Origin of the sequence: Vibrio olivae, assembly GCF_042428525.1 — a bacterium.
Lineage (GTDB): Bacteria > Pseudomonadota > Gammaproteobacteria > Enterobacterales > Vibrionaceae > Vibrio > Vibrio olivae.
The window spans coordinates 1,689,112-1,711,265 of record NZ_JBHMEP010000001.1 but is presented as its reverse complement, the minus strand read 5'-3'; the positions used below and the strand labels follow the sequence as shown (position 1 = coordinate 1,711,265).

General features: G+C 46.6%; 25 protein-coding genes. 19 read left to right on the top strand and 6 right to left on the bottom strand.

All coding sequences use genetic code 11. From position 1 onward, the window contains the following. The first annotated feature begins 3 nt into the window (after nucleotides 1-3). The 10 genes from fliJ to flhB all read left to right on the top strand — a co-directional run bounded on the left by fliJ (nucleotide 4) and on the right by flhB (nucleotide 7,671). Nucleotides 4-459, top strand: a complete 456-nt coding sequence (fliJ, locus tag ACFFUV_RS07845) for a flagellar export protein FliJ (protein WP_390191005.1) — start codon at nucleotides 4-6, stop codon at nucleotides 457-459. 83 nt (nucleotides 460-542) lie between these two features. Further along, nucleotides 543-2,162: a flagellar hook-length control protein FliK gene (locus tag ACFFUV_RS07840; protein WP_390191004.1), complete on the top strand. Its 1,620-nt coding sequence runs from the start codon at nucleotides 543-545 to the stop codon at nucleotides 2,160-2,162. A 31-nt stretch (nucleotides 2,163-2,193) separates the two neighbouring features. After that, nucleotides 2,194-2,694, top strand: coding sequence for a flagellar basal body-associated protein FliL (gene fliL, locus ACFFUV_RS07835; protein ID WP_390191003.1), 501 nt, complete (start codon nucleotides 2,194-2,196; stop codon nucleotides 2,692-2,694). 7 nt (nucleotides 2,695-2,701) lie between these two features. Next, nucleotides 2,702-3,751: a flagellar motor switch protein FliM gene (fliM, locus tag ACFFUV_RS07830; protein ID WP_390191001.1), complete on the top strand. Its 1,050-nt coding sequence runs from the start codon at nucleotides 2,702-2,704 to the stop codon at nucleotides 3,749-3,751. A 38-nt stretch (nucleotides 3,752-3,789) separates the two neighbouring features. Further along, nucleotides 3,790-4,200 (top strand): flagellar motor switch protein FliN, encoded by a 411-nt coding sequence (fliN, locus tag ACFFUV_RS07825; protein WP_093275624.1) that lies wholly within the window; start codon nucleotides 3,790-3,792, stop codon nucleotides 4,198-4,200. Nucleotides 4,201-4,245: 45 nt separating this feature from the next. After that, nucleotides 4,246-4,596 (top strand): flagellar biosynthetic protein FliO, encoded by a 351-nt coding sequence (fliO, locus tag ACFFUV_RS07820; RefSeq protein ID WP_390191894.1) that lies wholly within the window; start codon nucleotides 4,246-4,248, stop codon nucleotides 4,594-4,596. A 16-nt stretch (nucleotides 4,597-4,612) separates the two neighbouring features. Further along, complete coding sequence (fliP, locus tag ACFFUV_RS07815) at nucleotides 4,613-5,461, top strand: flagellar type III secretion system pore protein FliP (RefSeq protein ID WP_390191892.1); 849 nt, start codon at nucleotides 4,613-4,615, stop codon at nucleotides 5,459-5,461. Between the two features lie 9 nt (nucleotides 5,462-5,470). Next, nucleotides 5,471-5,740, top strand: coding sequence for a flagellar biosynthesis protein FliQ (gene fliQ / locus ACFFUV_RS07810; protein ID WP_390190999.1), 270 nt, complete (start codon nucleotides 5,471-5,473; stop codon nucleotides 5,738-5,740). Between the two features lie 8 nt (nucleotides 5,741-5,748). Next, nucleotides 5,749-6,531 (top strand): flagellar biosynthetic protein FliR, encoded by a 783-nt coding sequence (fliR, locus tag ACFFUV_RS07805; RefSeq protein WP_390190997.1) that lies wholly within the window; start codon nucleotides 5,749-5,751, stop codon nucleotides 6,529-6,531. A gap of 9 nt (nucleotides 6,532-6,540) precedes the next feature. Continuing rightward, nucleotides 6,541-7,671, top strand: a complete 1,131-nt coding sequence (gene flhB / locus ACFFUV_RS07800) for a flagellar biosynthesis protein FlhB (RefSeq protein WP_390190996.1) — start codon at nucleotides 6,541-6,543, stop codon at nucleotides 7,669-7,671. Nucleotides 7,672-7,675: 4 nt separating this feature from the next. On the opposite strand, the gene smrB is transcribed toward flhB, so the two are convergent. Next, entirely contained in the window at nucleotides 7,676-8,206 is a 531-nt protein-coding gene (gene smrB, locus ACFFUV_RS07795) for an endonuclease SmrB (protein WP_390190994.1), read from the bottom strand. Between the two features lie 64 nt (nucleotides 8,207-8,270). Between smrB and prmB the strand changes: the two genes are divergently transcribed. Both prmB and aroC read left to right on the top strand, forming a co-directional pair. Further along, nucleotides 8,271-9,203 carry a 50S ribosomal protein L3 N(5)-glutamine methyltransferase gene (prmB, locus tag ACFFUV_RS07790; RefSeq protein ID WP_390190993.1) on the top strand — a complete coding sequence of 311 codons (933 nt, stop codon included), beginning with the start codon at nucleotides 8,271-8,273 and terminating at the stop codon, nucleotides 9,201-9,203. Between the two features lie 189 nt (nucleotides 9,204-9,392). Beyond that, nucleotides 9,393-10,478, top strand: a complete 1,086-nt coding sequence (gene aroC / locus ACFFUV_RS07785; RefSeq protein ID WP_390190992.1) for a chorismate synthase — start codon at nucleotides 9,393-9,395, stop codon at nucleotides 10,476-10,478. Between the two features lie 58 nt (nucleotides 10,479-10,536). On the opposite strand, the gene ACFFUV_RS07780 is transcribed toward aroC, so the two are convergent. Together ACFFUV_RS07780 and ACFFUV_RS07775 are read right to left on the bottom strand one after the other, a co-directional pair. Continuing rightward, a complete protein-coding gene (locus ACFFUV_RS07780; RefSeq protein ID WP_390190990.1) occupies nucleotides 10,537-11,160 on the bottom strand; it encodes a trimeric intracellular cation channel family protein in 624 nt (207 codons plus the stop codon). A gap of 5 nt (nucleotides 11,161-11,165) precedes the next feature. After that, on the bottom strand, nucleotides 11,166-11,396 hold the full coding sequence (locus ACFFUV_RS07775) for a hypothetical protein (protein WP_390190987.1): 231 nt from the start codon (nucleotides 11,394-11,396) through the stop codon (nucleotides 11,166-11,168). Here ACFFUV_RS07775 and ACFFUV_RS07770 point away from each other — a divergent pair. The 3 genes from ACFFUV_RS07770 (at nucleotide 11,390) to ACFFUV_RS07760 (ending at nucleotide 12,872) form a co-directional block, all read left to right on the top strand. Then, nucleotides 11,390-11,920 (top strand): elongation factor P hydroxylase, encoded by a 531-nt coding sequence (locus tag ACFFUV_RS07770; protein WP_390190986.1) that lies wholly within the window; start codon nucleotides 11,390-11,392, stop codon nucleotides 11,918-11,920. The two genes, ACFFUV_RS07775 and ACFFUV_RS07770, sit on opposite strands and share 7 nt — an antisense overlap. Nucleotides 11,921-11,950: 30 nt before the next feature. Continuing rightward, nucleotides 11,951-12,214 carry a YfcL family protein gene (locus ACFFUV_RS07765; protein WP_390191890.1) on the top strand — a complete coding sequence of 88 codons (264 nt, stop codon included), beginning with the start codon at nucleotides 11,951-11,953 and terminating at the stop codon, nucleotides 12,212-12,214. 130 nt (nucleotides 12,215-12,344) lie between these two features. Then, nucleotides 12,345-12,872, top strand: coding sequence for an NADPH-dependent FMN reductase (locus ACFFUV_RS07760; RefSeq protein WP_390191887.1), 528 nt, complete (start codon nucleotides 12,345-12,347; stop codon nucleotides 12,870-12,872). A 60-nt stretch (nucleotides 12,873-12,932) separates the two neighbouring features. Here the strand turns inward: ACFFUV_RS07760 and ACFFUV_RS07755 are convergent, their stop codons facing one another. The 3 genes from ACFFUV_RS07755 to mnmC form a co-directional block, all read right to left on the bottom strand. Next, nucleotides 12,933-13,373, bottom strand: coding sequence for a hemerythrin domain-containing protein (locus tag ACFFUV_RS07755; protein ID WP_390191885.1), 441 nt, complete (start codon nucleotides 13,371-13,373; stop codon nucleotides 12,933-12,935). 58 nt (nucleotides 13,374-13,431) lie between these two features. After that, nucleotides 13,432-13,602, bottom strand: a complete 171-nt coding sequence (locus tag ACFFUV_RS07750) for a DUF1328 domain-containing protein (RefSeq protein ID WP_390190984.1) — start codon at nucleotides 13,600-13,602, stop codon at nucleotides 13,432-13,434. A gap of 221 nt (nucleotides 13,603-13,823) precedes the next feature. Further along, complete coding sequence (mnmC, locus tag ACFFUV_RS07745) at nucleotides 13,824-15,830, bottom strand: bifunctional tRNA (5-methylaminomethyl-2-thiouridine)(34)-methyltransferase MnmC2/FAD-dependent 5-carboxymethylaminomethyl-2-thiouridine(34) oxidoreductase MnmC1 (protein WP_390190983.1); 2,007 nt, start codon at nucleotides 15,828-15,830, stop codon at nucleotides 13,824-13,826. A gap of 126 nt (nucleotides 15,831-15,956) precedes the next feature. On the opposite strand from mnmC, the gene fabB reads away from it, so the two are divergent. The 4 genes from fabB to ACFFUV_RS07725 all read left to right on the top strand — a co-directional run. Further along, nucleotides 15,957-17,168: a beta-ketoacyl-ACP synthase I gene (gene fabB, locus ACFFUV_RS07740; RefSeq protein ID WP_390190981.1), complete on the top strand. Its 1,212-nt coding sequence runs from the start codon at nucleotides 15,957-15,959 to the stop codon at nucleotides 17,166-17,168. Between the two features lie 227 nt (nucleotides 17,169-17,395). Then, nucleotides 17,396-18,529 (top strand): 4-phosphoerythronate dehydrogenase, encoded by a 1,134-nt coding sequence (locus ACFFUV_RS07735; RefSeq protein ID WP_390190980.1) that lies wholly within the window; start codon nucleotides 17,396-17,398, stop codon nucleotides 18,527-18,529. Next, nucleotides 18,526-19,539 (top strand): aspartate-semialdehyde dehydrogenase, encoded by a 1,014-nt coding sequence (locus ACFFUV_RS07730; protein ID WP_390190979.1) that lies wholly within the window; start codon nucleotides 18,526-18,528, stop codon nucleotides 19,537-19,539. Before ACFFUV_RS07735 ends, ACFFUV_RS07730 begins: the two co-directional genes overlap by 4 nt. A gap of 202 nt (nucleotides 19,540-19,741) precedes the next feature. Continuing rightward, nucleotides 19,742-22,154: FimV/HubP family polar landmark protein (locus ACFFUV_RS07725; protein WP_390190978.1), on the top strand; the 2,413-nt coding region annotated here is incomplete at its 3' end.

Genomic DNA, 22,154 nt, shown 5'->3' with positions numbered 1-22,154 from the left:
GCAATGGATAATGCATTAGAGTTTCTCCTCGAACAGTCTAAAGAACATGAAAACCAAGCCGTCATGGCGTTGGGGCAAGCGCGTACTGAGTTGGACAATTACTATCAGCAGTTGTCCCAAATTGAAAACTATCGCCTAGATTATTGTCAGCAGTTAGTGGAGCGTGGGCAATCGGGATTGACCGCCAGTCAATACGCTCACCTCAATCGCTTTTTAACGTCTTTGGATGAAACGCTCGCAAAGCAGAAGCAAGCGGAAAGTCATTTTAAGCAGCAAGTCGAGAATAGCGAGCAGCATTGGCTGGAAGCGCGTAAGCAGCGCCGCTCCTACGAGTGGTTAATGGAAAAGAAACAAACCGAAAAGCAACGCCTTCAGGAAAAGCGAGAGCAGAAAATGATGGATGAATTCTCTACGTTGCAGTTTGCCCGCCGCAAAATCCAACTTGATGATTTGCCTTAAAATTCTCTCGTAATTCATAACTGGCTCGTATATTGCTTTATTAAAGAATTATTTGTGTTTGTTGAATTGCGTAAGTGGCGCCTATGAATATAAATCTCATGCCAACCTCAGAGAGCAGTAAGTTGGCAAAATCTTCATCAGAACAAGAAGTTACAACTCATGATTCCCATGGGCATGAAGGCTTTTTTGCCAAATTGATGTCGCTGGTTTCTGGCGAACCGTCAAGTGAAGCAAAGGTTGCAGAGTCTTCCGGTCACAGTGGAGAAGTCGTGACCGAAGAGGCTAGTGCTGAAGCGGAGGGTGTTGACATCGATGTCGTCGAGGGCGAGATCTCTGCCGATGCCTTGAAAACAAATCGCGAAGAAGCTCCCGTGCTAGAAGGCGAAGACTCCGAGCTAGCGTTACTTGAGCAGGGAAAAGCGGCTGCACCGGAACAAGAGCGACAAAGTAGCGATGACGTCGATAAGATTATTTCTGAAAGCGATGAATTATTAGCGCGTTTGGGGGAAGCCAATCAAGCGCTGCAAACACAAAGTGGCAAGAGTTTGCCTCCTGAACAATTGGAAGACTCCGAATTGGCTGACCAAGAGCTTGCTACACAACAAGCTATGCAGCAAGCTCGAACCACTGATTTGAGCACTGAGCCTTCGTCGCAGCAGGATGTGGCACAAGTGACGCAGACAGCCGATTCAGCCAATTCTGACTTACAAAATACTGCACAAGCCTTGCCTGACGATCAACAAGTCGATTCAATAACATCGGCAGAAACATCGGCAGAAACATCGGCAGAGGATGACGATCTGATATCTCAGCACATTGTCTGGGGTGCGAGTGATGAAGCTAAAATGAGCAAAGATCTCAGCGTAAGTAAAGACATCCCTGCAAAAGCCGCAACGCAAACACAGGTGGCGAATTCGGTTGCACAGGCTCTGAATAGCGCGCCTCAGGCCACGGTAAACGATAAAACGGTTGTGCCTTCAGCTGCTTCCGCACTGGGTAGTGCTGAACTTAATGCCGCTCAACTGCTCGTCGGACAAAACGCAAAAGGTGGCGAAAAAACCGACGTTGAGGGCTTAAAAGCGGCTTTAAACGCGTCAATCGGAGCGAGTGTGAGTAAAAATGCGCAGGCTGAGAAACTCGCAAGTACACTTGGGAAAGGGCAAGAAGAAAGCTTTGCTCAGCAACTCGCTCACGCGACTGGCCACCAAGGACAATCTCAAAGTATTAATCCTTTGGCTCGAAACGAGCAGGTTCAAGCGCAGGCACCACTTGTTTTACAACGTGATATGGCGGGTGAGCAACTGGCTGAACGCGTTCAAGTTATGTTGTCAAAGAACCTCAAAAATATCGATATTCGTTTGGATCCACCTGAACTTGGCCGCTTACACATTCGCATGAACATGAACGGCGATGGCGCCAGTGTTCAGTTTACCGTGGCTAATCCTCAGGCGCGCGACATGATTGAACAATCCATGCCGCGCCTTCGAGAGATGCTCGCGCAGCAAGGGGTACAATTAAGTGATACCTCGGTGCAGCAGCAGAGTTCAGGGCAACAGCAAAGCCATTATGCCCAAGGTGGGGATGGACAAGACGCTCAGAATTCAGGTAGCGCAGCCTCTCTCAGTGACGAAAATATTGACGCTAATGTCAAAGTTGATGTCAATGTCGCGACAAAGCGTGATGGAATCAGTTATTACGCTTAAACTATAAAAAACGAAACAAATAGAGAACGTTATGGCGGACGAACAGTTAGAACAAGATGCTCCGAAAGGAAAAGGTAAACTGCTGATCATTATTATTGCTGTCGTTGTGTTACTGCTCGGCGGTGGTGGTGCTGCCTTTTTCCTAATGGGGTCGGATGATGCGGCCAGTGAGGAAAGCGGCGCTGAGGCTCAACAAGTCGTCACATCTTCAGAGCCTGTTTCTTATGTGAATATTGCGCAGCCATTTATTTTCAACGTGACAGGTGATAAACGAGATCGCTTAGTTCAGATTAAAGTGCAATTAATGGTTCGCGGTTCGGAGAATCAGAATTTGGCGGGTTATCATTCGCCATTGATCGAGAGTTCACTGTTAGCAACGTTCGCTTCAGCTACGGTTGATCAGTTGCGGACCACGACCGGTCGAGTCGAACTGCGTGATAAAGCAACTGAAGATATTAAAGCGAGTCTGACTCGTGCAGTAGGAAAGCCGGTGATCGAACGGGTTTTATTTACTGATTTTGTAATGCAATAGGTGACGCGTGACCGATTTATTAAGTCAAGACGAGATTGATGCGCTGCTGCACGGCGTCGATGACGTCGATGAGGCCGAAGACAGCACTACCGAGGAAGATGCTTCCGCGGTCAGTTTCGACTTCTCTTCACAAGACCGCATTGTGCGCGGTCGCATGCCGACACTTGAACTGATCAATGAACGCTTTGCACGTCATTTACGGATCAGTTTGTTTAATATGCTTCGAAAAACTGCCGAAGTGTCGATCAACGGCGTGCAAATGATGAAGTTTGGTGAATACCAAAATACACTTTATGTCCCAACCAGTTTGAATATGGTGCGCTTTCGACCCCTTAAAGGAACAGCACTTATCACCATGGAAGCACGTCTAGTGTTCATTTTGGTGGAAAACTTTTTTGGTGGTGATGGGCGTTTTCATGCACGTATCGAGGGACGAGAATTTACGCCAACCGAGCGTCGTATTATTCAGTTGCTTCTGAAAATTGTTTTTGAAGATTATAAAGAAGCGTGGGCGCCTGTGATGGGGGTTGAGTTCGAATATCTTGATTCGGAAGTTAACCCGAGTATGGCCAACATCGTTTCTCCAACTGAAGTGATTGTTGTCAGCTCGTTTCATGTTGAAGTCGACGGCGGCGGCGGTGATTTCCATGTGGTGATGCCATACTCTATGGTAGAACCGATCCGTGAGCTTTTGGATGCTGGTGTTCAATCAGACAAAATGGAAACGGACGTTCGTTGGAGTAGTGCACTGCGTGAAGAGATCATGGATGTTCCGGTGAACTTTCGCGTTAACTTGCTTGAGCAAGACATTTCGCTGCGCGATTTAATGGAACTTCGCCCCGGTGACATTATTCCGATTCATATGCCAGAGCACGCGACTATGTTTGTGGAGGAGCTACCCACGTATCGCGTTAAGATGGGACGCTCAGGTGAAAATGCCGCGATTCAGATTTCTGAACGTATTCGCCGGCCCGATGTAGTGAAAACGGATATCGCCTTTTTAGGCAAAGATGTGATTTCTGATTTCGAAGATGACGAAGGCGAAATCGAAGATTAACCACAAGATGAGAAATAACACTCAATAGGTAACAGAGTATGGAACCCAGTGACGACCAAAAACTAGCTGACGAATGGGCAGCCGCTTTAGGCGAAGACCCAAGTGCGCCAGATATGGATACCGATGAGGTCATGGCCGCACAGCTCGATGAATTAAAAGATACTTCTTCGCCGATTTCTGAAGATGAGCGCCGCAAACTGGATACAATTCTTGATATTCCGGTCACCATCTCAATGGAAGTCGGACGCTCACAAATTAGTATTCGTAACCTTTTACAACTTAACCAAGGTTCTGTTGTTGAGCTTGAGCGCTTGGCCGGTGAATCACTAGACGTTTTGGTTAATGGTACGTTGATCGCGCATGGTGAAGTGGTGGTGGTCAATGACAAATTTGGTATTCGACTAACGGATGTGATCAGTCAAACTGAGCGAATCAAGAAGTTAAGGTAAGTTATGAAGTTAGTTTGGCTGAGTTCGTTATCATTGTTGCCCAATATGGCTTGGGCCATTGAGGAATCAAGAGCGGCACAATTGGATTGGGCGACGACATTTGGGTCGCTGATCATGGTGGTGGCGGTCATTTTAGTGTTGGCTTGGCTGCTCAAACGCATGCGTCTACCTGCGATGAGCCATCAAAAAGGCTTGAACATCGTTCGTCAAATTGCCGTCGGTACCAAAGAGCGTATTGTGATTGTACAAGCGGGCGAAGAGCAGTTTTTGGTCGGTGTGACCAGTCAGTCGATTCAACTCATTTCAAAGCTAGAGAAACCACTGTCTCAGGAGGAGCTGGAAACCAGTCCGTTTGCCAATCAACTGACTCAGCTGTTGAAAAAGAATGCCAAATAGAAACTTACTGTTTAGCATGGTGCTGATGGCCATGCTTTGTCTTTTTTCGCCTTGGAGTTTGGCGCAAGAAGAGTTAGATACCCCAATACCAGCCAATACCACTGGCGCTGAAAATGTCACCGTCAGTGCGATGAATCAAGAAAATGGCGCCGCACGCACGATTTCAACCAGTACGATCGCTGGCGGTGGTGCGGGGATTCCTGCGTTTACGATGACGACCAACGAAGATGGCAGTGAAGATTACTCGATCAATCTGCAAATTTTAGCCTTAATGACCATGCTGGGCTTTTTGCCGGCAATGGTTATTCTGATGACGTCATTTACGCGTATCGTAGTTGTGATGTCGATTTTGCGTCAAGCGATGGGCTTGCAGCAAACGCCATCGAACCAAGTGATCATCGGTATCGCCATCTTTTTAACTTTCTTCATTATGTCTCCAGTACTAAGCCAAATTAACGACCAGGCGGTTCAGCCATATCTTAATGAGCAGATTTCAGCGCGCCAAGCCTTTGATAATGCACAAGGCCCTATGCGAGAATTTATGCTCAAACAGACGCGAGTGAAGGATTTGGAAACGTTCGTCAATATTGCGGGTTCTGATGCGCAAAATCCGGAAGATGTTTCCATGGCGGTGCTGATACCGGCGTTCATTACGTCCGAGTTAAAAACGGCGTTCCAGATAGGCTTTATGCTATTTTTGCCGTTTTTGATCATTGACTTAGTTGTTGCTTCGGTATTGATGGCGATGGGTATGATGATGTTGTCGCCAATGATCGTGTCGTTACCCTTTAAACTGATGTTGTTTGTCCTTGTTGATGGTTGGAACCTGATTCTGTCAACGCTGGCAGGCAGCTTTGCAATGTAGGGAGAATGTATGACTCCTGAAATGTTCGTTGAACTATTTCGAGAAGCACTGTGGATGGTGCTCTTGATGGTATGCGCGATCATCGTGCCAAGCTTGTTGATAGGCTTGGTTGTGGCAATCTTTCAAGCTGCGACATCCATTAACGAACAAACTTTAAGCTTTCTACCGCGTTTGATCGTCACGTTACTGGCGTTGATGATGTTTGCTCACTGGATGACACAAACGCTGATGGACTTCTTCTATGGCATGATTGAACGCTTGCCACAGGTGCTTTACTAGGAGCCCCTATGGAGTATCCAACCAGCGTTGTTCTTGATTGGATCGCCAATTACTTTTGGCCTTATGTGCGCGTTTCTTCAATGCTGATGGTGATGTCGGTGACGGGCGCGCGCTTTGTTTCGACTCGTATTCGTCTGTACCTAGGACTGGCCATCACTCTGGCTATTATGCCGGCGATTCCTGCGGTTCCCCAAAACATTGAATTGTTATCCTTTCAGGGCTTTATGGTGCTGCTAGAGCAGATCATCATCGGCGTAGCGATGGGTACCATCACGCAATTCATGGTTCAAACGTTTGTTATTCTTGGCCAGATACTCGGCATGCAATCAAGCTTAGGTTTTGCGTCAATGGTTGATCCCGCCAACGGCCAAAATACACCACTGCTTGGTCAATTGTTTATGTTTTTGGTGACGCTGTTTTTTCTCGCCACCGATGGGCACCTTAAAATGATTAGCTTAGTGGCACTCAGTTTTCAGTCATTACCCATCGGCAGTGGTAGTTTGAATGCGATTGATTTTCGTGAGCTGGCATTGTGGCTTGGTATTATGTTTAAAGTCGCGCTGAGTATGTCGCTGTCTGGCATTATCGCGCTACTGACCATCAATTTGTCATTCGGTGTGATGACCCGAGCGGCCCCTCAACTTAACATTTTCTCCTTGGGTTTTGCCTTTGCCTTGATGGTCGGCTTGTTACTGTGTTGGTATATTTTGTCTGGGCTGTATGGACACTACCAACTGTTTTGGCCTGAGGTGGAGGGGCAAGTTTGTCGCTTCATTCGTTTGGATTGCTAGGAGGCTGAGATGGCAGAATCAGACGGTCAAGAACGCACCGAAGACGCCACGCCCAAGCGCTTGCAACAGGCTCGAGAAAAAGGGCAGGTTGCAAGGTCAAAAGAATTAGCCTCGGTGTCAGTATTAGTCGTCGGTGCCATCTCATTAATGTGGTTTGGTGATGCACTGGCCAATGGTTTATTTCAAGTTATGGGTCGGCTCTTTACGCTTAGCCGCGAAGAGATTTTTGATGTTCCTAAACTGTTCGATATTGTACTTGGCGCGTTAGGCAGTTTGATTCTGCCACTTTTGCTGATTCTGGTTACTTTGTTTGTCGCTGCTACGATTGGCGCTGCCGGAGTCGGGGGGATCAGTTTCTCGATGGAAGCCGCACGGCCCAAGCTGTCGAAAATGAATCCGTTAAGTGGCCTAAAGCGCATGCTAGGAATGCAAAGCTGGGTTGAATTGATTAAATCCATACTCAAAGTCGCGTTGGTGTCGGGGGGGGCGTTTTATTTGATCAATGCCGCTAAAGCCGATCTGTTTCAACTTAGCATGGACGTTTTTCCACAAAACATTTTCCACGCTCTGGATATTTTACTCAACTTTGTTTTGCTTATTAGCTGCTCGTTGCTGGTGGTCGTGGCGATTGATATTCCCTTCCAAATTTGGCAACACGCGAATCAACTGAAAATGACCAAGCAAGAAGTCAAAGATGAGTATAAAGAAACCGAAGGTAAGCCTGAGGTGAAAGGTCGAATTCGCATGTTGCAACGTGAAGCAGCCCAGCGGCGTATGATGGCTGACGTACCACAAGCGGATGTGATTGTGACGAACCCGGAGCACTTTTCGGTTGCACTACGTTATAAGCATGACTCAGACCGAGCGCCAGTGGTTGTGGCTAAAGGGATAGATCATATTGCATTGAAAATCCGTGAGGTGGCACGGGAGCATGATATTTATGTGATTCCAGCGCCTCCTCTGGCTCGGGCGCTCTATCATACCACTGAACTTGAACAAGAGATCCCTGACGGGTTGTTTACCGCAGTGGCGCAAATCCTCGCTTATGTTTTCCAATTAAAGCAGTACCGTAAACGTGGCGGGCAACGACCCAAACTGAAAGCCGAAGAATTACCGATCCCGCCAGATTTACGACACTAAGTGCTTACTTCTCCGGAATGGATAGCAGTACCAGCAGTGCGCCGTTGCCACCGAACTCTAACGGCGCTTGGTGGAATGCCATGACATCTGGGTGCTGTGCCAGCCAAAGTGGTGTCTGCTGTTTCAAAATGTGCTTACCAATACCGTGCTGCACACACGCACAATGGATACCGTTGCGCACGCAATAGGTGATCATCGCCCCGAGTTCACGTTTTGCTTCCACTTGGGTCATGCCATGCATGTCTAAAAACACATCCGGAACATACACGCCACGACGTAAGCGTTTGACTTCATAGTGAGAAACGCCATCTCGAGCATAACGGGTTGGGCCGTCATCGCTCAAATGAGGGACAAACTCATCTGAGAAGTAAAACTCGCTATCACTCGACTCACGCTGCGTACGCATACGTTCTTTCTGTTTAGTATTTCTTTTTGGCTGCTGGACTATGGTATCCTGTTGCAACTTTTTGACGCCTTGCATCGCTTCCTTGAATAAGGAGAAATCGTCATCTAAATGGGAGTCTTTATCGCTCATTGGATGGTATCAACGGTTTAATCAAATCAAGTTAGCGGTATTGTAGCGCTTTTCGGAGGCAATTTTGGATAAGATTTTTATTGAAGAAGCAGTTTCAGAACTTCATACGCTTCAAGATATGATTCGCTGGACGGTGAGCCGTTTTAACGCCGCGAATCTTTTCTACGGTCAAGGGACCGATAACGCTTGGGACGAAGCGGTTCAGCTTATCCTTCCAACACTCTATTTGCCGATAGATGTCCCTCCGCATGTATTGAATTCTCGTCTAACCAGCAGTGAGCGTTTGCGCATTGTTGAACGTGTTATTCGTCGTATTAACGAAAAAACGCCGACTGCTTACCTCACCAACAAAGCGTGGTTCTGCGGTTTAGAGTTTTTCGTCGATGAGCGCGTGTTGGTGCCACGTTCGCCGATTGGTGAGCTGATTCAGAACCAATTTCATCCGTGGTTGGTTGAAGAGCCAGCAAGAATTATGGATATGTGTACGGGGAGCGGTTGTATTGCGATTGCTTGCGCGCACGCTTTCCCTGATGCAGAAGTAGACGCCATTGACATCTCACCCGGTGCGCTTGAGGTCGCGGAGCAAAACATTCAAGATCATGGTATGGAGCAGCAAGTGTTCCCAATTCGCTCTGATTTATTCCGTGACCTGGCCCAAGATAAATACGATCTTATCGTCACTAACCCGCCTTATGTTGACGAAGAAGACATGAACAGTTTGCCAGAAGAGTTCACCCATGAGCCCGAGCTTGGTCTTGCTGCTGGTACTGATGGCTTGAAATTGGTGCGTCGTATCTTAGCGAATGCGCCTGATTATTTGACCGACAACGGAGTCTTGATCTGCGAAGTCGGTAACTCAATGGTGCATATGATGGAGCAATATCCAGAAATTCCGTTTACTTGGGTCGATTTTGAAAACGGCGGACATGGTGTATTTATGCTCACTCGTGAACAATTGGTGGCTTGTGCTGCAGAATTCTCAATTTACAAAGATTAAACGATAGCCGCTCGCGGTTCAAAAATAGAATGCCAGCAATCCGCTGGCATTTTTTTATCACAAATGAATGTGGATTTGATCGATTTTAGGGCTTTACATCAAAACCTAATCAAGCGAGTATGAAAACACGAACAATGGAACGCACGGATGATAGTGAAGGGCTCACTATCCCGCGAATTTGAGGAACTAATGGCAGGAAATAGCATCGGACAACATTTTCGAGTAACCACTTTTGGCGAAAGTCACGGCATCGCATTAGGATGTATTGTCGACGGTTGTCCTCCCGGCTTAGAGATCAGCGAAAGCGATCTACAGACTGACCTTGACCGACGCAGACCCGGTACTTCTCGTTATACCACGCAGCGTCGTGAACCTGATGAAGTGAAAATTCTCTCTGGCGTCTTTGAGGGAAAAACCACAGGCACCTCGATTGGGTTATTGATCGAAAATACCGATCAACGCTCAAAAGATTACTCCGAGATTAAAGATAAATTCCGTCCGGGTCATGCGGACTACACCTATCATCAAAAATACGGTATTCGTGATTATCGTGGTGGTGGTCGCTCTTCAGCGCGTGAAACCGCGATGCGTGTTGCCGCAGGTGCCATTGCGAAAAAATACCTCAAGCAGGAATTTGGGATCGAGATTCGCGCTTACCTATCGCAAATGGGTGATGTAACCATTGATAAAGTCGATTGGGATGAAATTGAGAACAACGCGTTTTTCTGTCCTGATGTCGATAAAGTCGAGCAATTTGACCAGTTGATCCGTGACTTGAAAAAGCAAGGTGATTCGATTGGTGCCAAAATTCAGGTTGTCGCTACCCAAGTTCCAGTGGGGCTCGGAGAGCCGGTATTTGATCGTTTGGATGCCGATATCGCGCACGCACTGATGAGCATTAATGCGGTGAAAGGCGTTGAAATCGGTGATGGTTTCGATGTCGTTCAACAAAAAGGCAGTGAGCATCGAGATACGCTGAGCCCAGAAGGGTTTGGTAGTAATCATGCCGGTGGTATTTTGGGCGGGATTTCCACAGGCCAAAATATTGTTGCGAATATTGCTCTTAAACCCACGTCGAGTATTACCGTTCCGGGTAAAACCATTACCAAACAGGGTGAACAGACGGAACTGATTACTAAAGGGCGTCATGATCCTTGTGTGGGTATTCGCGCAGTGCCGATTGCAGAAGCGATGCTGGCCATCGTGGTGATGGATCACTTGCTTCGTCACCGTGGACAGAATTTTGCGGTTGAAACGGCAACACCAAAAATCTGATCAACAAATTAGCATCATAAATAAAAACGCCTTCCAGCTGATGAAGGCGTTTTTTGCATTAATGGGCTGATGTTTCGGATTCCAAATGGAAATTAGGTAGGCGCCATTTAAAACGGACTGCCGCCATACGCAATAAGTAACCCACTGTTAACGTGATAACGGTGGCATAAGTCTGAGTCACGTCACCGTTTAGCAGTGAAAGGTATAAAATGGAAGAGAGAGCGGAAATAGACGCATATAACTCTTCATGCAATACCAAGGGTGTTTGCCGACACATTAAATCTCGTAACAGCCCTCCAAATACGCCTGTAATCAGTGCTGAGACGACACAGATAACCGGGTGAAGCCCCATTTCTAGCGCGATGCGTGTTCCTATAATACTAAATACGATAAGCCCTAGTGCATCCAGACGGATAAACACGCCCTTAAATTTGATGACCCACTTAGCGATACCGGTCGTTAAGATCCCCGCGATACACGTAATGACTAAATATTCAGGATGCTTAACCCAGCCAAGAGGATAGTGACCCAGTAGAATATCACGAACGGTTCCTCCACCAATTGCAGTAGCACTCGCAACCAACATCACACCAAACCAATCCATTTTTCTGCGGCCTGCGCTCAGTGCGCCAGTCATCGCCTCGGCAGTTATGCCGATGATGTAAAGAGAGCTAAGTAACATAAATACTAAGTGACCAAGGTTGTAGGCGTCGATGACGAGTTAAACGCAACGCGAGTGGAAAGAAGAGAGGCGAGTATAGAGAGTTGAGGATTAATTGACGACGTGAATCCAAGGTAAGCGGGCATAATCAGTAAACTCTGACAGAGTTTCTCATTGTTACGCTCCTCTTTACCTGTCGCGATAAAAAAGCGAAAATGCGCGCCATTGATTGACGCATAGGCTTGCTTGAATGACACATCACTATCAAGATTTGATGACTATTTTTAATCGTACGTTTTTTGATGATTACAATACCAAACTTGAATTGGGTGGTGATGAGCCTATTTATCTTCCGGCCGACCAACAGACGCCATACCATCGCATTGTCTTTGCTCATGGTTATTATGCATCAGCGCTGCATGAGGTAAGCCATTGGTGTGTTGCTGGTCCGCAGCGCCGTTTGCTCGAAGACTTTGGCTACTGGTATGAGCCTGATGGCAGAACGCAAGCTAAGCAGGAAGAGTTTGAAAAGGTTGAAGTGCGTCCTCAAGCGTATGAGTGGATTTTGTCAGCCAGTGCTGGCTTTCCTTTTAATGTCAGTTGTGACAACCTACACGGCGATTTTGAACCGGATCGCTTGAGCTTTTTTGCCAAAGTGCATCAAGAAGTCATGAATATTTTGGATTCGGGTTTGCCACCTCGTGTCCAACAACTTTCTACAGCTCTCCGTCAGTTTTATGACATTCCAGAACTGCGCCGTGAAGATTTTTGTGTGAAGTGACAACTTTGTTTCAAGTAACAAGAGATAATGATGATTATAGAATTTGAAGAGCAACTCCTTGAGCTGATTGACCAACGTATCGCATCGGCGTCAGATGACGAACTGTTTGCGGGCGGTTATCTGCGTGGCCACATTTCACTGTCAGCAGCGGCATGTGAAGAAGCGGGAGAAACAGATATTCAAGTTTTGAAATCGCGTATTGAAGCGAGCCTTGATGAAGCGCGCAGTGAGTTATCGCCAGCCGATCGCACTATCGTAAATGATCTATGGCAGCAGTTGGTGGCGGAAGTCTAACGCTGCCGGTGTGCGTGTCGTTAGCTCGGTTATTCAAATTTTTTGAACTTAACCTTTGAATTTTTATGCTTGTTGCCAAGCTTTAAGTTTCTTATTCTGTCATTACTCCCCAATAATAAGGAAAAAGATGATGAAAATTATTGCTTTCGGTGCATCAAATAGTTCAACGTCAATCAATAAAGCGCTCGCAACTTATACGGCTAATTTGGTCGAAGGTGCAGAAGTCAAAGTATTAGACATCAACGACTTCAAAGTGCCTATGTTTAGTGAAGATCTAGAAAAAGAGATTGGCAAATCAGAAGGCGCACAAGCATTTCTGCGCGAAATTGGTGAAGCGGACGCATTGGTTATCTCTTTTGCTGAACACAACGGCCACTACACAGCAGCGTACAAAAACTTGTTTGACTGGGCATCACGTATTGAACGTGCCGTCTATCAAGACAAACCTGCAGTTTACTTAGGTACATCACCAGGCCCTAGCGGTGCGCAATCTGTATTGGCAGCGGCACAAGGGTCAGCGTCATTCTTTGGTGGTAACGTAAAAGCGACGGTATCTGTTCCTAACTTCTATGATGTGTTTAATGTTGAAGAAGGCGTTGTCAGCAACGATGCAGTCAATGCAGAACTAAAACAAGCGGTAACAGCATTGATGCTGTAAGCACCACGCTTGATTGGATTAAAAGGCCTTACTCAGTAAGGCCTTTTTTGCTGTCATAATCTAGTGAACAGATTCGCCCATTTCTTGTTGGTACTTGGCCGCTAAGTCTTGCTTCTGTTCATCACCAATCACTTTACCAGCCATTTGGAAAATATGCTGTTCTTCCTCTTCTAGATGGTGAAGAACTTGGTGCTGAAGGGATTTCATGTGAGTCAACCAAGCGGGAGAATCAAAATCCGTCTCGTCGATTTGAGCTAAGATCTTATCAATTGAGTGGTGCTCAGAAATACCGTGGCGACTCATATCGATCGTCGAATCTTTTTTAATCAGTGGAATATAGAAGTTACGTTCTTCTGCTTCAGCGTGGAGTTGTAACTCTTGTTTCAGCTGAGCATAAAATTCTCGACGAGATTTACTATCACCACTGGTTTTTAGCAAAGCATCCATCAGTAGACGTTGCTTCTCATGACTTTCTCGTAGTGCGTCAAATATGTTATTCATCATTCACCTCTCTATTATTCAACTCTTAGACTTTGGACATTATTGATGGGCGAGCGTGTTAACGTCGCCCCATGGCGCCAAAGCCCATCACCAATGCGATGATAAATAGAACAACAAAGATGTAGAAAAGTACTTTCGCTATGCCCGCAGCCACGCCAGCGATACCAGTGAAACCCAGTGCTCCGGAAATAAGAGCGACGACTAAAAATATCAGCATCCACTTCAGCATGTTGCATCTCCTTAGGATAATGATTGAGTGTGTGACTTTCCTATTGCGATGATTGTGCCAGTTTTTAACTTATTGATTATTATTGTTTTTATTTTTATTGGGTACGGTTGTTGCAAAAATGCTATGAATTAATTACCGATGGAAATGTAAGAAATATCTGAGAAAGGGGCGGTGCAAAACGTATTTTTTGCACCGCAACAAGCACCTAGAGTCGCCAAGGCTTATTTTACCGCTTTGCCTTTACGTAACTTTCTTACCCACATACGGCTCGGGTGCAGAGCTTCGAGGCAATCGACTGGCAGAGGAAGTGGATCACCACAAATTTGCGATGCCAGAACTTCACTCATCAGTGGCGCTGAACTTAACCCACGAGAACCTAGACCTAACAAACAGAAGAGGTTTGGGTAATTGCTGACGTCACTTACCTGCGTTTCATCGGCGGATGCAAGGTGTTGGTATTGATTAAGTATTTGCGCCATATTGCCCACTGCGCCCACGAAAGGCAGATGGTCACGGCTTACGCAGCGGACTCCCTGACGCGACAGATTGCCACTGACATCCACTTGTTGTGGCCATGTTACCCCGGGGAGACAGTCGGTAAGCCTTTGTGCATTGTGTTGCTGCGCATCGGGATCGAATTGGTTGTCGATGTGAGTTCGGTCATAACTTGCGCCAATGCAATGGTGTTGATTGTTGGGATTGCATGGCGTCATGTAACCATCATAGCAAAGTACGGTTTTAAGCTGGCTTAATGTCTGGGTGGTTGGTATATGGCTGACTTGACCTTTCACCTTTGCGAGCGGCAGAGGCTGCGTTTGTTCAAAACGTTCAAACTCGTGGCCGTTCGCCACGACAACGACCTGATGAGTGAATTGACCTTGTGAGGTTACCAGTTGCCATTGTGAGGACTGCCAGTTCAGCGAATCAACGCGGTGTTCGTAATGCGCTGTAAACAAATCGCTTTGTTCAAGCCATGTAATGAGCCCTTGCGTCAATTGAGCGGGGGACAACCACCCACCTAGCGGGTACGAAAGGCTGGCACATTGTGTTTCCAAGCCAACAGTATGCTGTGTTTGCTGTGGGTCAAGAAAGGAAACTAGCTGTGGGTCAAAATCAGCGTGTGCAAGGGGAGCTAACTTGTTCGAGGATTTTTCGTCCCACAGCAGTTGGCAGACGCCAGACCACTGATGAGCAAATGCAAATTGAGTCGCTAATTGATTGACCAGTTGACGCGCAAAGACAAATCCAGGAGCAAAAATACGTGAGACACCTTGATGCTCGGCATTTAACAATGGGTAAATCGCACCTTGGCGATTTCCTGACGCGCCTTGAGCTGGATGAGCGTCTTGGCAATAGAGCGTGACGCGTTTACCGCGCTGAACCAACTGTTTAGCTAACATGGCACTGGCGATCCCTCCGCCAATAATCGCAATATCCTCGCAGTCTTGGGCTCTCGGTCTTGCAAACCAAGGTTTGTGATTACTCGGCGCTTGTCGCTCACTAAGGTGTCCGGCAATCATTTCTCGTTTGGTGCCGAACCCTTTGACTTTCTTCATATCAAAGCCAGCGTCAATTAAACCTCGTCGTACAAAACCTGCGGCGGTAAACGTGGCACAGGTACCGTCTTGTTTCGCCAGTTTTGCCATCCCATCAAACAGGGTTTGATTCCACATTTCGGGGTTTTTACTGGGAGCAAAGCCATCTAAGAACCACGCATCAACGAGCCCTTGGTGTGGTGTTGGAACTAAAGGCATGCAATCTTTAATATCACCAAACCATAAATCTAGGGTGACCGCGCCATCTGCGAGAACAATACGCTGGCATTCAGGCACAGCGAGCGGATAGTGAGATTGAAGCTGCTGAGCATAGTCAGCCAATTCTGGCCATGCTTGGTGTGCTTTAATTAAGTCATCAATGTTTAGTGGATACTTTTCAAAGCTGATGAAATGGAGCTCTTTTAATGGCGCATTTGGATTTTGCCGTCTAAATTCATCAAACCACTGCCATGCAGCAAGAAAGTTGAGCCCGGTTCCAAATCCAGTTTCGGCGATCACAAAGCGCCGCTGTTGAAACTCATGCCAACGTTGAGGAAGGTGGTTTTGGGTGAGAAACACATAGCGTGTCTCTTCCAAGCCGTTAACGTTAGAAAAATAAACGTCATCGAACTGGTCGGAAACAGGGGTACCGGCGTCATTCCACTCGAGTTGAGCGTGGTTTATGGTTGTCATAGTGTCTGATAACTGTGAATATGGAAAATAATTTGGAAGGATTGTACGAATTTCTGGGAAAGCTGACCACTTTTCCAACCCTTCTTAGTTATTATCAAACAGAATTTTGAATTATAGGATTGTCACATGAAACGAGTCGTAATCACCGGTATGGGTATTGTTTCTAGTATCGGTAACAACGTCGAAGAAGTTCTAGCGTCTCTTAAAGCGGGTAAATCTGGTATCACTGCATCAGAGCAGTTCAAGGAAGTCGGTCTACGTTCGCAAGTTTGGGGAGATCTTAAAATTAACCCAGCAGAACACATCGATCGCAAGCAGATGCGCTTTATGGGTGATGCGGCTGCGTATGCATACCTATCCATGCAACAAGCGATTGCAGATGCGGGTTTGAGTGAAGATCAAGTATCAAACGAGCGCACTGGTATTGTCGCAGGTTCGGGTGGCGCGTCTTCTCTAAACCAAGTGAATGCTGTTGATATTTTGCGTGAAAAAGGCGTAAAACGTGTCGGGCCTTACATGGTGCCACGTACGATGTCATCAACTGTCTCTGCATGTCTTGCTACGCCATTTAAAATTCGCGGCGTGAACTACTCAATGAGTTCGGCTTGTGCCACTTCTGCGCACTGTATTGGTCACGCAGCTGAGCTTATTCAATTAGGTAAGCAAGATATCGTGTTTGCAGGCGGCGGTGAAGAACTGGATTGGTCACTGACGATGATGTTTGACGCTATGGGCGCACTATCGACTAAGTATAATGATTCACCGGACAAAGCGTCTCGAACTTACGATGCTGACCGCGATGGTTTCGTTATCTCTGGTGGTGGCGGTATGGTCGTGGTTGAGGAGCTTGAGCACGCTTTGGCTCGCGGCGCGACTATTTACGGTGAAATCGTCGGTTACGGCGCAACGTCTGATGGTTATGATATGGTCGCTCCATCAGGTGAAGGTGCGGTACGTTGTATGAAGATGGCGATGCAAGATGTGGACGGCGTTGATTATGTCAACACTCACGGTACTTCAACCCCTGTTGGTGATGTCAAAGAGTTAGGCGCGATTCAAGAAGTGTTTGGTGGCAATAGCCCTGCAATTTCTGCAACGAAAGCAATGACTGGCCACGCACTGGGTGCGGCGGGTGTTCACGAAGCGATTTATTCTACATTGATGCTGCACAACAACTTTATTGCACCAAGTATTAACGTTGAAAACTTGGATACTGCAGCAGAAGGTTTGGACATTGTAACGGCCACTCGCGAAGCGGAGTTGAATACCGTAATGTCAAATAGCTTTGGCTTTGGTGGTACTAACGCTACGTTGGTGATCAAGAAATACCAAGCGTAAATCTGTTTTGCTTGCAATAAGCAGCTCAATTTCCAGACTTGATTGGCTAAGCTGATCGGACAGACGCAGACTCTGACCCATGGAGAGCGGGTCAGGATCCTTTTGTTCTGGAATATTACCCGGCCATTGTGCCGGGTATTTTTATATATGGATTATCCAGACTTTTCTCTCGACACTGATTAGGCTTTTTTGCACAATCGTCACACCTTTTTGAATAGTGAACCAATATGAAAATCCTGATTGATGAAAACATGCCTTACGCGCAGCAATTGTTTAGCCAGCTGGGTGAAGTGATTTTAAAACCGGGTCGCCACCTTACGGCTGATGATTTAGTCGATGTCGACGCTCTGATGATTCGCTCTGTAACGAAAGTTAATGAATCACTGCTGAGTAAGGCAAATAAGCTCAAATTTGTTGGTACGGCAACCGCGGGTATGGACCATGTTGATCAGGCTTTGCTGGCCGAAAAAGGCATCTTTTTTACTGCCGCACCAGGATGCAACAAAGTTGGTGTAGCGGAATACGTAGTCAGTGTCATGCTGGTATTGGCACAGCAACAGGGGTTTTCTATATTTGATAAAACCGTCGGAATTATTGGTGCTGGCCAAGTGGGGAGTTATCTCGAACAGTGCCTTAAGGGTTTAGGGCTTAAAGTGCTAATTAACGATCCACCGAAACAACAACAAGGTGACGAGCGTCTATTTACCCCACTAAACCAACTGCTTGAAAAAGCCGATATCATCACTGTTCACACGCCAATTACCCGTGATGGTGACCACCCCACGCATCACCTATTTGACCAAGCTACCCTTGATGCATTGCGGTCTGACCAAATTTTAATCAACGCTGCGCGCGGTCCTATCATCGATAATCAAGCGCTGAAGCAACGTCTAGCGAAACAAGACGGGTTTACAGCCGCCCTTGATGTTTTTGAATTTGAACCAGAAGTTGATATGGAACTGCTGCCTCTGTTAGCATTCGCCACCCCGCACGTTGCTGGGTATGGATTAGAAGGTAAAGCGCGTGGAACGACGATGATCTTTAATAGCTACTGTCAGTTTCTTGAGCGAGATTTATCGGCAAGTGCGAGCGAACTGTTGCCAACGGCACCAGTCCCATACATCGCTCTCGATCGCGCTTGGGATGAAGCAACGCTGCATAATCTGACTCAGCTGGTTTATGATGTACGTAAAGATGATGCACTATTTCGACGAGAAATCCATAAACCCGGTTCGTTTGACCAGATGCGTAAGCAATATTGGGATAGACGAGAATACAGTGCAGTCCAATTAGCGGGTGATGAAACGTGTAATCTTTCACCACTCGACAAACTCGGTTTTCAGGTTGAGGTAAACAAATGAGCCAACAATTTAATGTCGCCATTTTCGGTGCGACGGGCGCCGTCGGTGAGACAATCCTAGAAGTACTAAAAGAGCGTGAATTTCCGGTTGGTGAGTTGTTCCTTTTAGCCAGTGAGCGTAGCGAAGGTAAAACCTACCGTTTTAACGGTAAAACGATTCAGGTACAAAATGTAGAAGATTTTGACTGGACACAAGCGCATATTGGTCTATTTTCTGCTGGTGCTGAGTTGTCTGAACAATGGGCACCGATAGCGGCAGAAGCGGGGGTGGTTGTTATCGACAATACCTCACAGTTTCGGTACGACTACGATGTACCACTTGTCGTTCCTGAAGTTAATCCCGAAGCGATTGCTGAGTTTCGCAACCGTAATATTATTGCCAATCCTAATTGTTCGACGATCCAAATGCTGGTGGCTTTGAAACCGATTCAGGATGCCGTTGGCATAGAACGCATTAACGTTTCTACATACCAATCTGTATCGGGAGCAGGTAAAGCGGGCATTGATGAATTGGCTGGTCAAACGGCGAAGTTACTTAATGGTTTGCCTGCGGAATCTGAGCAGTTTTCACAACAGATTGCGTTTAACTGTTTACCACAAATCGATCAGTTCATGGACAACGGCTACACCAAAGAAGAGATGAAAATGGTGTGGGAGACACAAAAGATTTTTAATGATGCGTCGATTACCGTAAATCCTACTTGTGTTCGCGTTCCGGTTTTTTATGGTCACGCTGAAGCAGTACACCTTGAAACACGTGCACCGATTGACGCTCAAGAAGTTATCCAACTACTTGAACAAACTGACGGAGTGGACGTTTTCCACGGTGAAGATTTTCCTACCCAAGTTCGCGATGCGGGTGGTAAAGATACGGTCATGGTTGGACGAATTCGTAATGATATTAGCCACCACAGTGGTATCAACCTATGGGTTGTGGCCGATAATGTGCGAAAAGGTGCGGCGACGAATGCGGTGCAAATCGCTGAAGTGCTGATTCGCGATTACTACTAAGGTTTATAGAATGCCCCAGCCTAAAAACTGGGGCTTTTTTATACACCTTGTAAGGAACTGCACAAATATTGTGTGAGATTACTGCGATTATTGCGTTTGACACACATTTTTTGGCTTACAACCTATAGTTTTAAAGTGGTTATCCGATATATTTGTTAGATCCGTGTTTTAACTTTTTGTAGCACACAGCTTGAGCTTTTTTATGCGTCGATTTTTTATACGTTTACTATTGCCCATTGCACTAGTAGCCGTGACTCAGACTTCATTCGTTAGTGCAGAGAGTATTCGTTTAAAAGGACCGAATGGTGAAATTCAAAATTCGCCGCAATTTGCCGATCCTGTCATCAGAAATAACAATAACGAACCTTCCCGTTTTTTTGGCCCCACTACGGGCTCTGACACGCTTTGGAGTATTGCCACTCGTCTAAGACCTTCTAATGATGTCACTGTTCAACAAACGTTATTGGCGATTTTTAATCTCAACCCGAGGGCGTTTGAAAATCAAAACATTCATAACTTGTTACCGGGTAGTACGCTTCGAGTTCCTTCACTGGCTCAGGTAAGAGGCACATCTAACCAAGAAGCCGTTGCTATTTTGGCAGCGCATCAAGCCAAGTTGAATGGTACGAATGCGCGTTTAACGCCTCAACCTGCCACTCCAACAAGTCCTAGTTCTCGCATTCCTGTTGCGGTGCCGACACCGAGTGAGCCTGCGACCAGCGAAGCCCCAGAAGTCACTCCCGAACCTCAATCGCAGCCTTCGATGCCAGCGGAGGCACCTGAGTCTCAGCCAAGCCAAGAGCAGCAAATCGCTGAACAAGAAACCCAAGGTCAGGTTAATCAATTAGAAAACCAACTGGCTTCTTCTGAAGATGAATTACTGGCACTTGAAGAGAAGAACCATAAGCTGCGCTTAATGCTGGCGAATGTACAGTCAGAAGTTGATGTACTTAAAGATGAGTTAAATGATGAAAATCGAATTCGAAACGAAGTCGAAAAGCTGCTGAGCCAAGAGCGTGAACGTTTAGCCAAAGAGCAACAAATGGCGCCATCAGAGATGGATCAGTTACTCTCTAACCCATTTGTACTTGGCGCTCTCGCGATCATTCCTGGACTATTAATTGGCCTGCTCGTGGTGTCGCTGCTTAGTCGCCGTAACAAGAAAGATGAACAAGGTGAGCAGCAAGCACAAACCCAACCAGAACCTGTAATGCCGATCATTCCAGAGCAAATGAATGATGAAGTCGACGACGATCTGGTTCTCGATGATGATCTCTTCAGTGACTCAAGCGATGATGAAGAGTTGCTATTTAGTGATGAGATGGATCTTGATGGCGATACGGACGAGCCAGAAGCAGAGACAGGGGACAATGCTGAAGATGATATTTTCGCCGATCTGGATGACAATGATCTTGATTTCAATCTAGAAGATGAAGACGGCGAAGACCCATTTGCAGGTATTGGTGATGACGGTGACCTAGATACAGAACTTGCTGATAGCGTTAGCTCAAATGGTATTAGTGTAAATGGTGAAGAGAAAGCCCTCGGTCTCGAAGAGATGGAAAAGGCGCTCGATGACGTCGCGAATGGTACCGACAGTGATGATTTCGACCTCTCTGATGATGAATCTCTCAGTGAGGATGATATCGACTCGCTACTTGAAGACAATGAAAGTCTAGACAGCGACGAGATTGATCAATCAATGCTTGATGATTTGTTATCTGAAGCCGTAGATGACGAAGACGATTTTGACCTAAGCAGTGACGACGAGCCGCTTGCTCCGGAGCAGCAAGCATTGTCCGATGAACCTCAGTTAGCCTCAGATAGCGATATAGACGATATCTTTGCACAGATGGAAACTCAATCGACGCTTGATGAGTTGGAAGAGAGTGCTGATGAACTGTCTGCTGACGATGAAGCGCAATTGCTTGATGAGTTGCTCGATGATGACGAAGATACCCCAGACTTTGACCTCGCCGAAGATCAAACTCTTGACGAAGCATTAGACCCAGAAGACCAATTAGATTGGGATGAAAGCAGCACGGATTTACTCGACGAGCTGCTTGAAAGCGCAGATGATGATGAGGCGTTTGATACCGACTCAACGGCGATGCTCGACGAGTTACTTGATGATGATGCCCCCGTTGACGATGAGCAACAGGAGCATGTGAGTGATGAATTAGACGAACTAGAAAGCGCGCTGTTTGATGAAGAGTTGTCTTCTGAAGATGATCTTGATGATGCTGAAGCGACTGAGTTGTTTGACGAGTTGCTTGAAATTGAAAAACAAGCGCAATCTGAACAAGGGAGTGATGAAGGCGCACAGGATGATGAGCCTGCGCTGGCGGAAGAAACCCAACCCGACTTTTCTCGTGATGAGTTTGTTGATGATTTAATGAAAGTTGCGCCAGAGGCGGACCCTCTGCTTGATGAGCTTTCCGAAGATGAGACTCAGCAACCATCATCCGATAAGTTGAATGAAACGCTTGACGGCAACGACCTCGAACAAAACACTGAAGAGCCAGAGCCAGAGCCAGAGCCAGAGCCAGAGCCAGAGCCAGAGCCAGAGCCAGAGCCAGAGCCAGAGCCAGAGCCAGAGCCAGAGCCAGAGCCAG

Excerpts from the sequence above, each read along its gene's own strand:
- fliJ (WP_390191005.1), top strand. The coding sequence starts at position 4 with ATGGATAATGCATTAGAGTTTCTCCTCGAACAGTCTAAAGAACATGAA.
- ACFFUV_RS07840 (WP_390191004.1), top strand. The coding sequence starts at position 543 with ATGAATATAAATCTCATGCCAACCTCAGAGAGCAGTAAGTTGGCAAAA.
- fliL (WP_390191003.1), top strand. The coding sequence starts at position 2,194 with ATGGCGGACGAACAGTTAGAACAAGATGCTCCGAAAGGAAAAGGTAAA.
- fliN (WP_093275624.1), top strand. The coding sequence starts at position 3,790 with ATGGAACCCAGTGACGACCAAAAACTAGCTGACGAATGGGCAGCCGCT.
- fliO (WP_390191894.1), top strand. The coding sequence starts at position 4,246 with ATGGCTTGGGCCATTGAGGAATCAAGAGCGGCACAATTGGATTGGGCG.
- fliP (WP_390191892.1), top strand. The coding sequence starts at position 4,613 with ATGGTGCTGATGGCCATGCTTTGTCTTTTTTCGCCTTGGAGTTTGGCG.
- fliQ (WP_390190999.1), top strand. The coding sequence starts at position 5,471 with ATGACTCCTGAAATGTTCGTTGAACTATTTCGAGAAGCACTGTGGATG.
- fliR (WP_390190997.1), top strand. The coding sequence starts at position 5,749 with ATGGAGTATCCAACCAGCGTTGTTCTTGATTGGATCGCCAATTACTTT.
- flhB (WP_390190996.1), top strand. The coding sequence starts at position 6,541 with ATGGCAGAATCAGACGGTCAAGAACGCACCGAAGACGCCACGCCCAAG.
- smrB (WP_390190994.1), bottom strand. The coding sequence starts at position 8,206 with ATGAGCGATAAAGACTCCCATTTAGATGACGATTTCTCCTTATTCAAG.
- aroC (WP_390190992.1), top strand. The coding sequence starts at position 9,393 with ATGGCAGGAAATAGCATCGGACAACATTTTCGAGTAACCACTTTTGGC.
- ACFFUV_RS07780 (WP_390190990.1), bottom strand. The coding sequence starts at position 11,160 with ATGTTACTTAGCTCTCTTTACATCATCGGCATAACTGCCGAGGCGATG.
- ACFFUV_RS07770 (WP_390190986.1), top strand. The coding sequence starts at position 11,390 with ATGACACATCACTATCAAGATTTGATGACTATTTTTAATCGTACGTTT.
- ACFFUV_RS07765 (WP_390191890.1), top strand. The coding sequence starts at position 11,951 with ATGATTATAGAATTTGAAGAGCAACTCCTTGAGCTGATTGACCAACGT.
- ACFFUV_RS07760 (WP_390191887.1), top strand. The coding sequence starts at position 12,345 with ATGAAAATTATTGCTTTCGGTGCATCAAATAGTTCAACGTCAATCAAT.
- ACFFUV_RS07755 (WP_390191885.1), bottom strand. The coding sequence starts at position 13,373 with ATGAATAACATATTTGACGCACTACGAGAAAGTCATGAGAAGCAACGT.
- ACFFUV_RS07750 (WP_390190984.1), bottom strand. The coding sequence starts at position 13,602 with ATGCTGAAGTGGATGCTGATATTTTTAGTCGTCGCTCTTATTTCCGGA.
- mnmC (WP_390190983.1), bottom strand. The coding sequence starts at position 15,830 with ATGACAACCATAAACCACGCTCAACTCGAGTGGAATGACGCCGGTACC.
- fabB (WP_390190981.1), top strand. The coding sequence starts at position 15,957 with ATGAAACGAGTCGTAATCACCGGTATGGGTATTGTTTCTAGTATCGGT.
- ACFFUV_RS07735 (WP_390190980.1), top strand. The coding sequence starts at position 17,396 with ATGAAAATCCTGATTGATGAAAACATGCCTTACGCGCAGCAATTGTTT.
- ACFFUV_RS07730 (WP_390190979.1), top strand. The coding sequence starts at position 18,526 with ATGAGCCAACAATTTAATGTCGCCATTTTCGGTGCGACGGGCGCCGTC.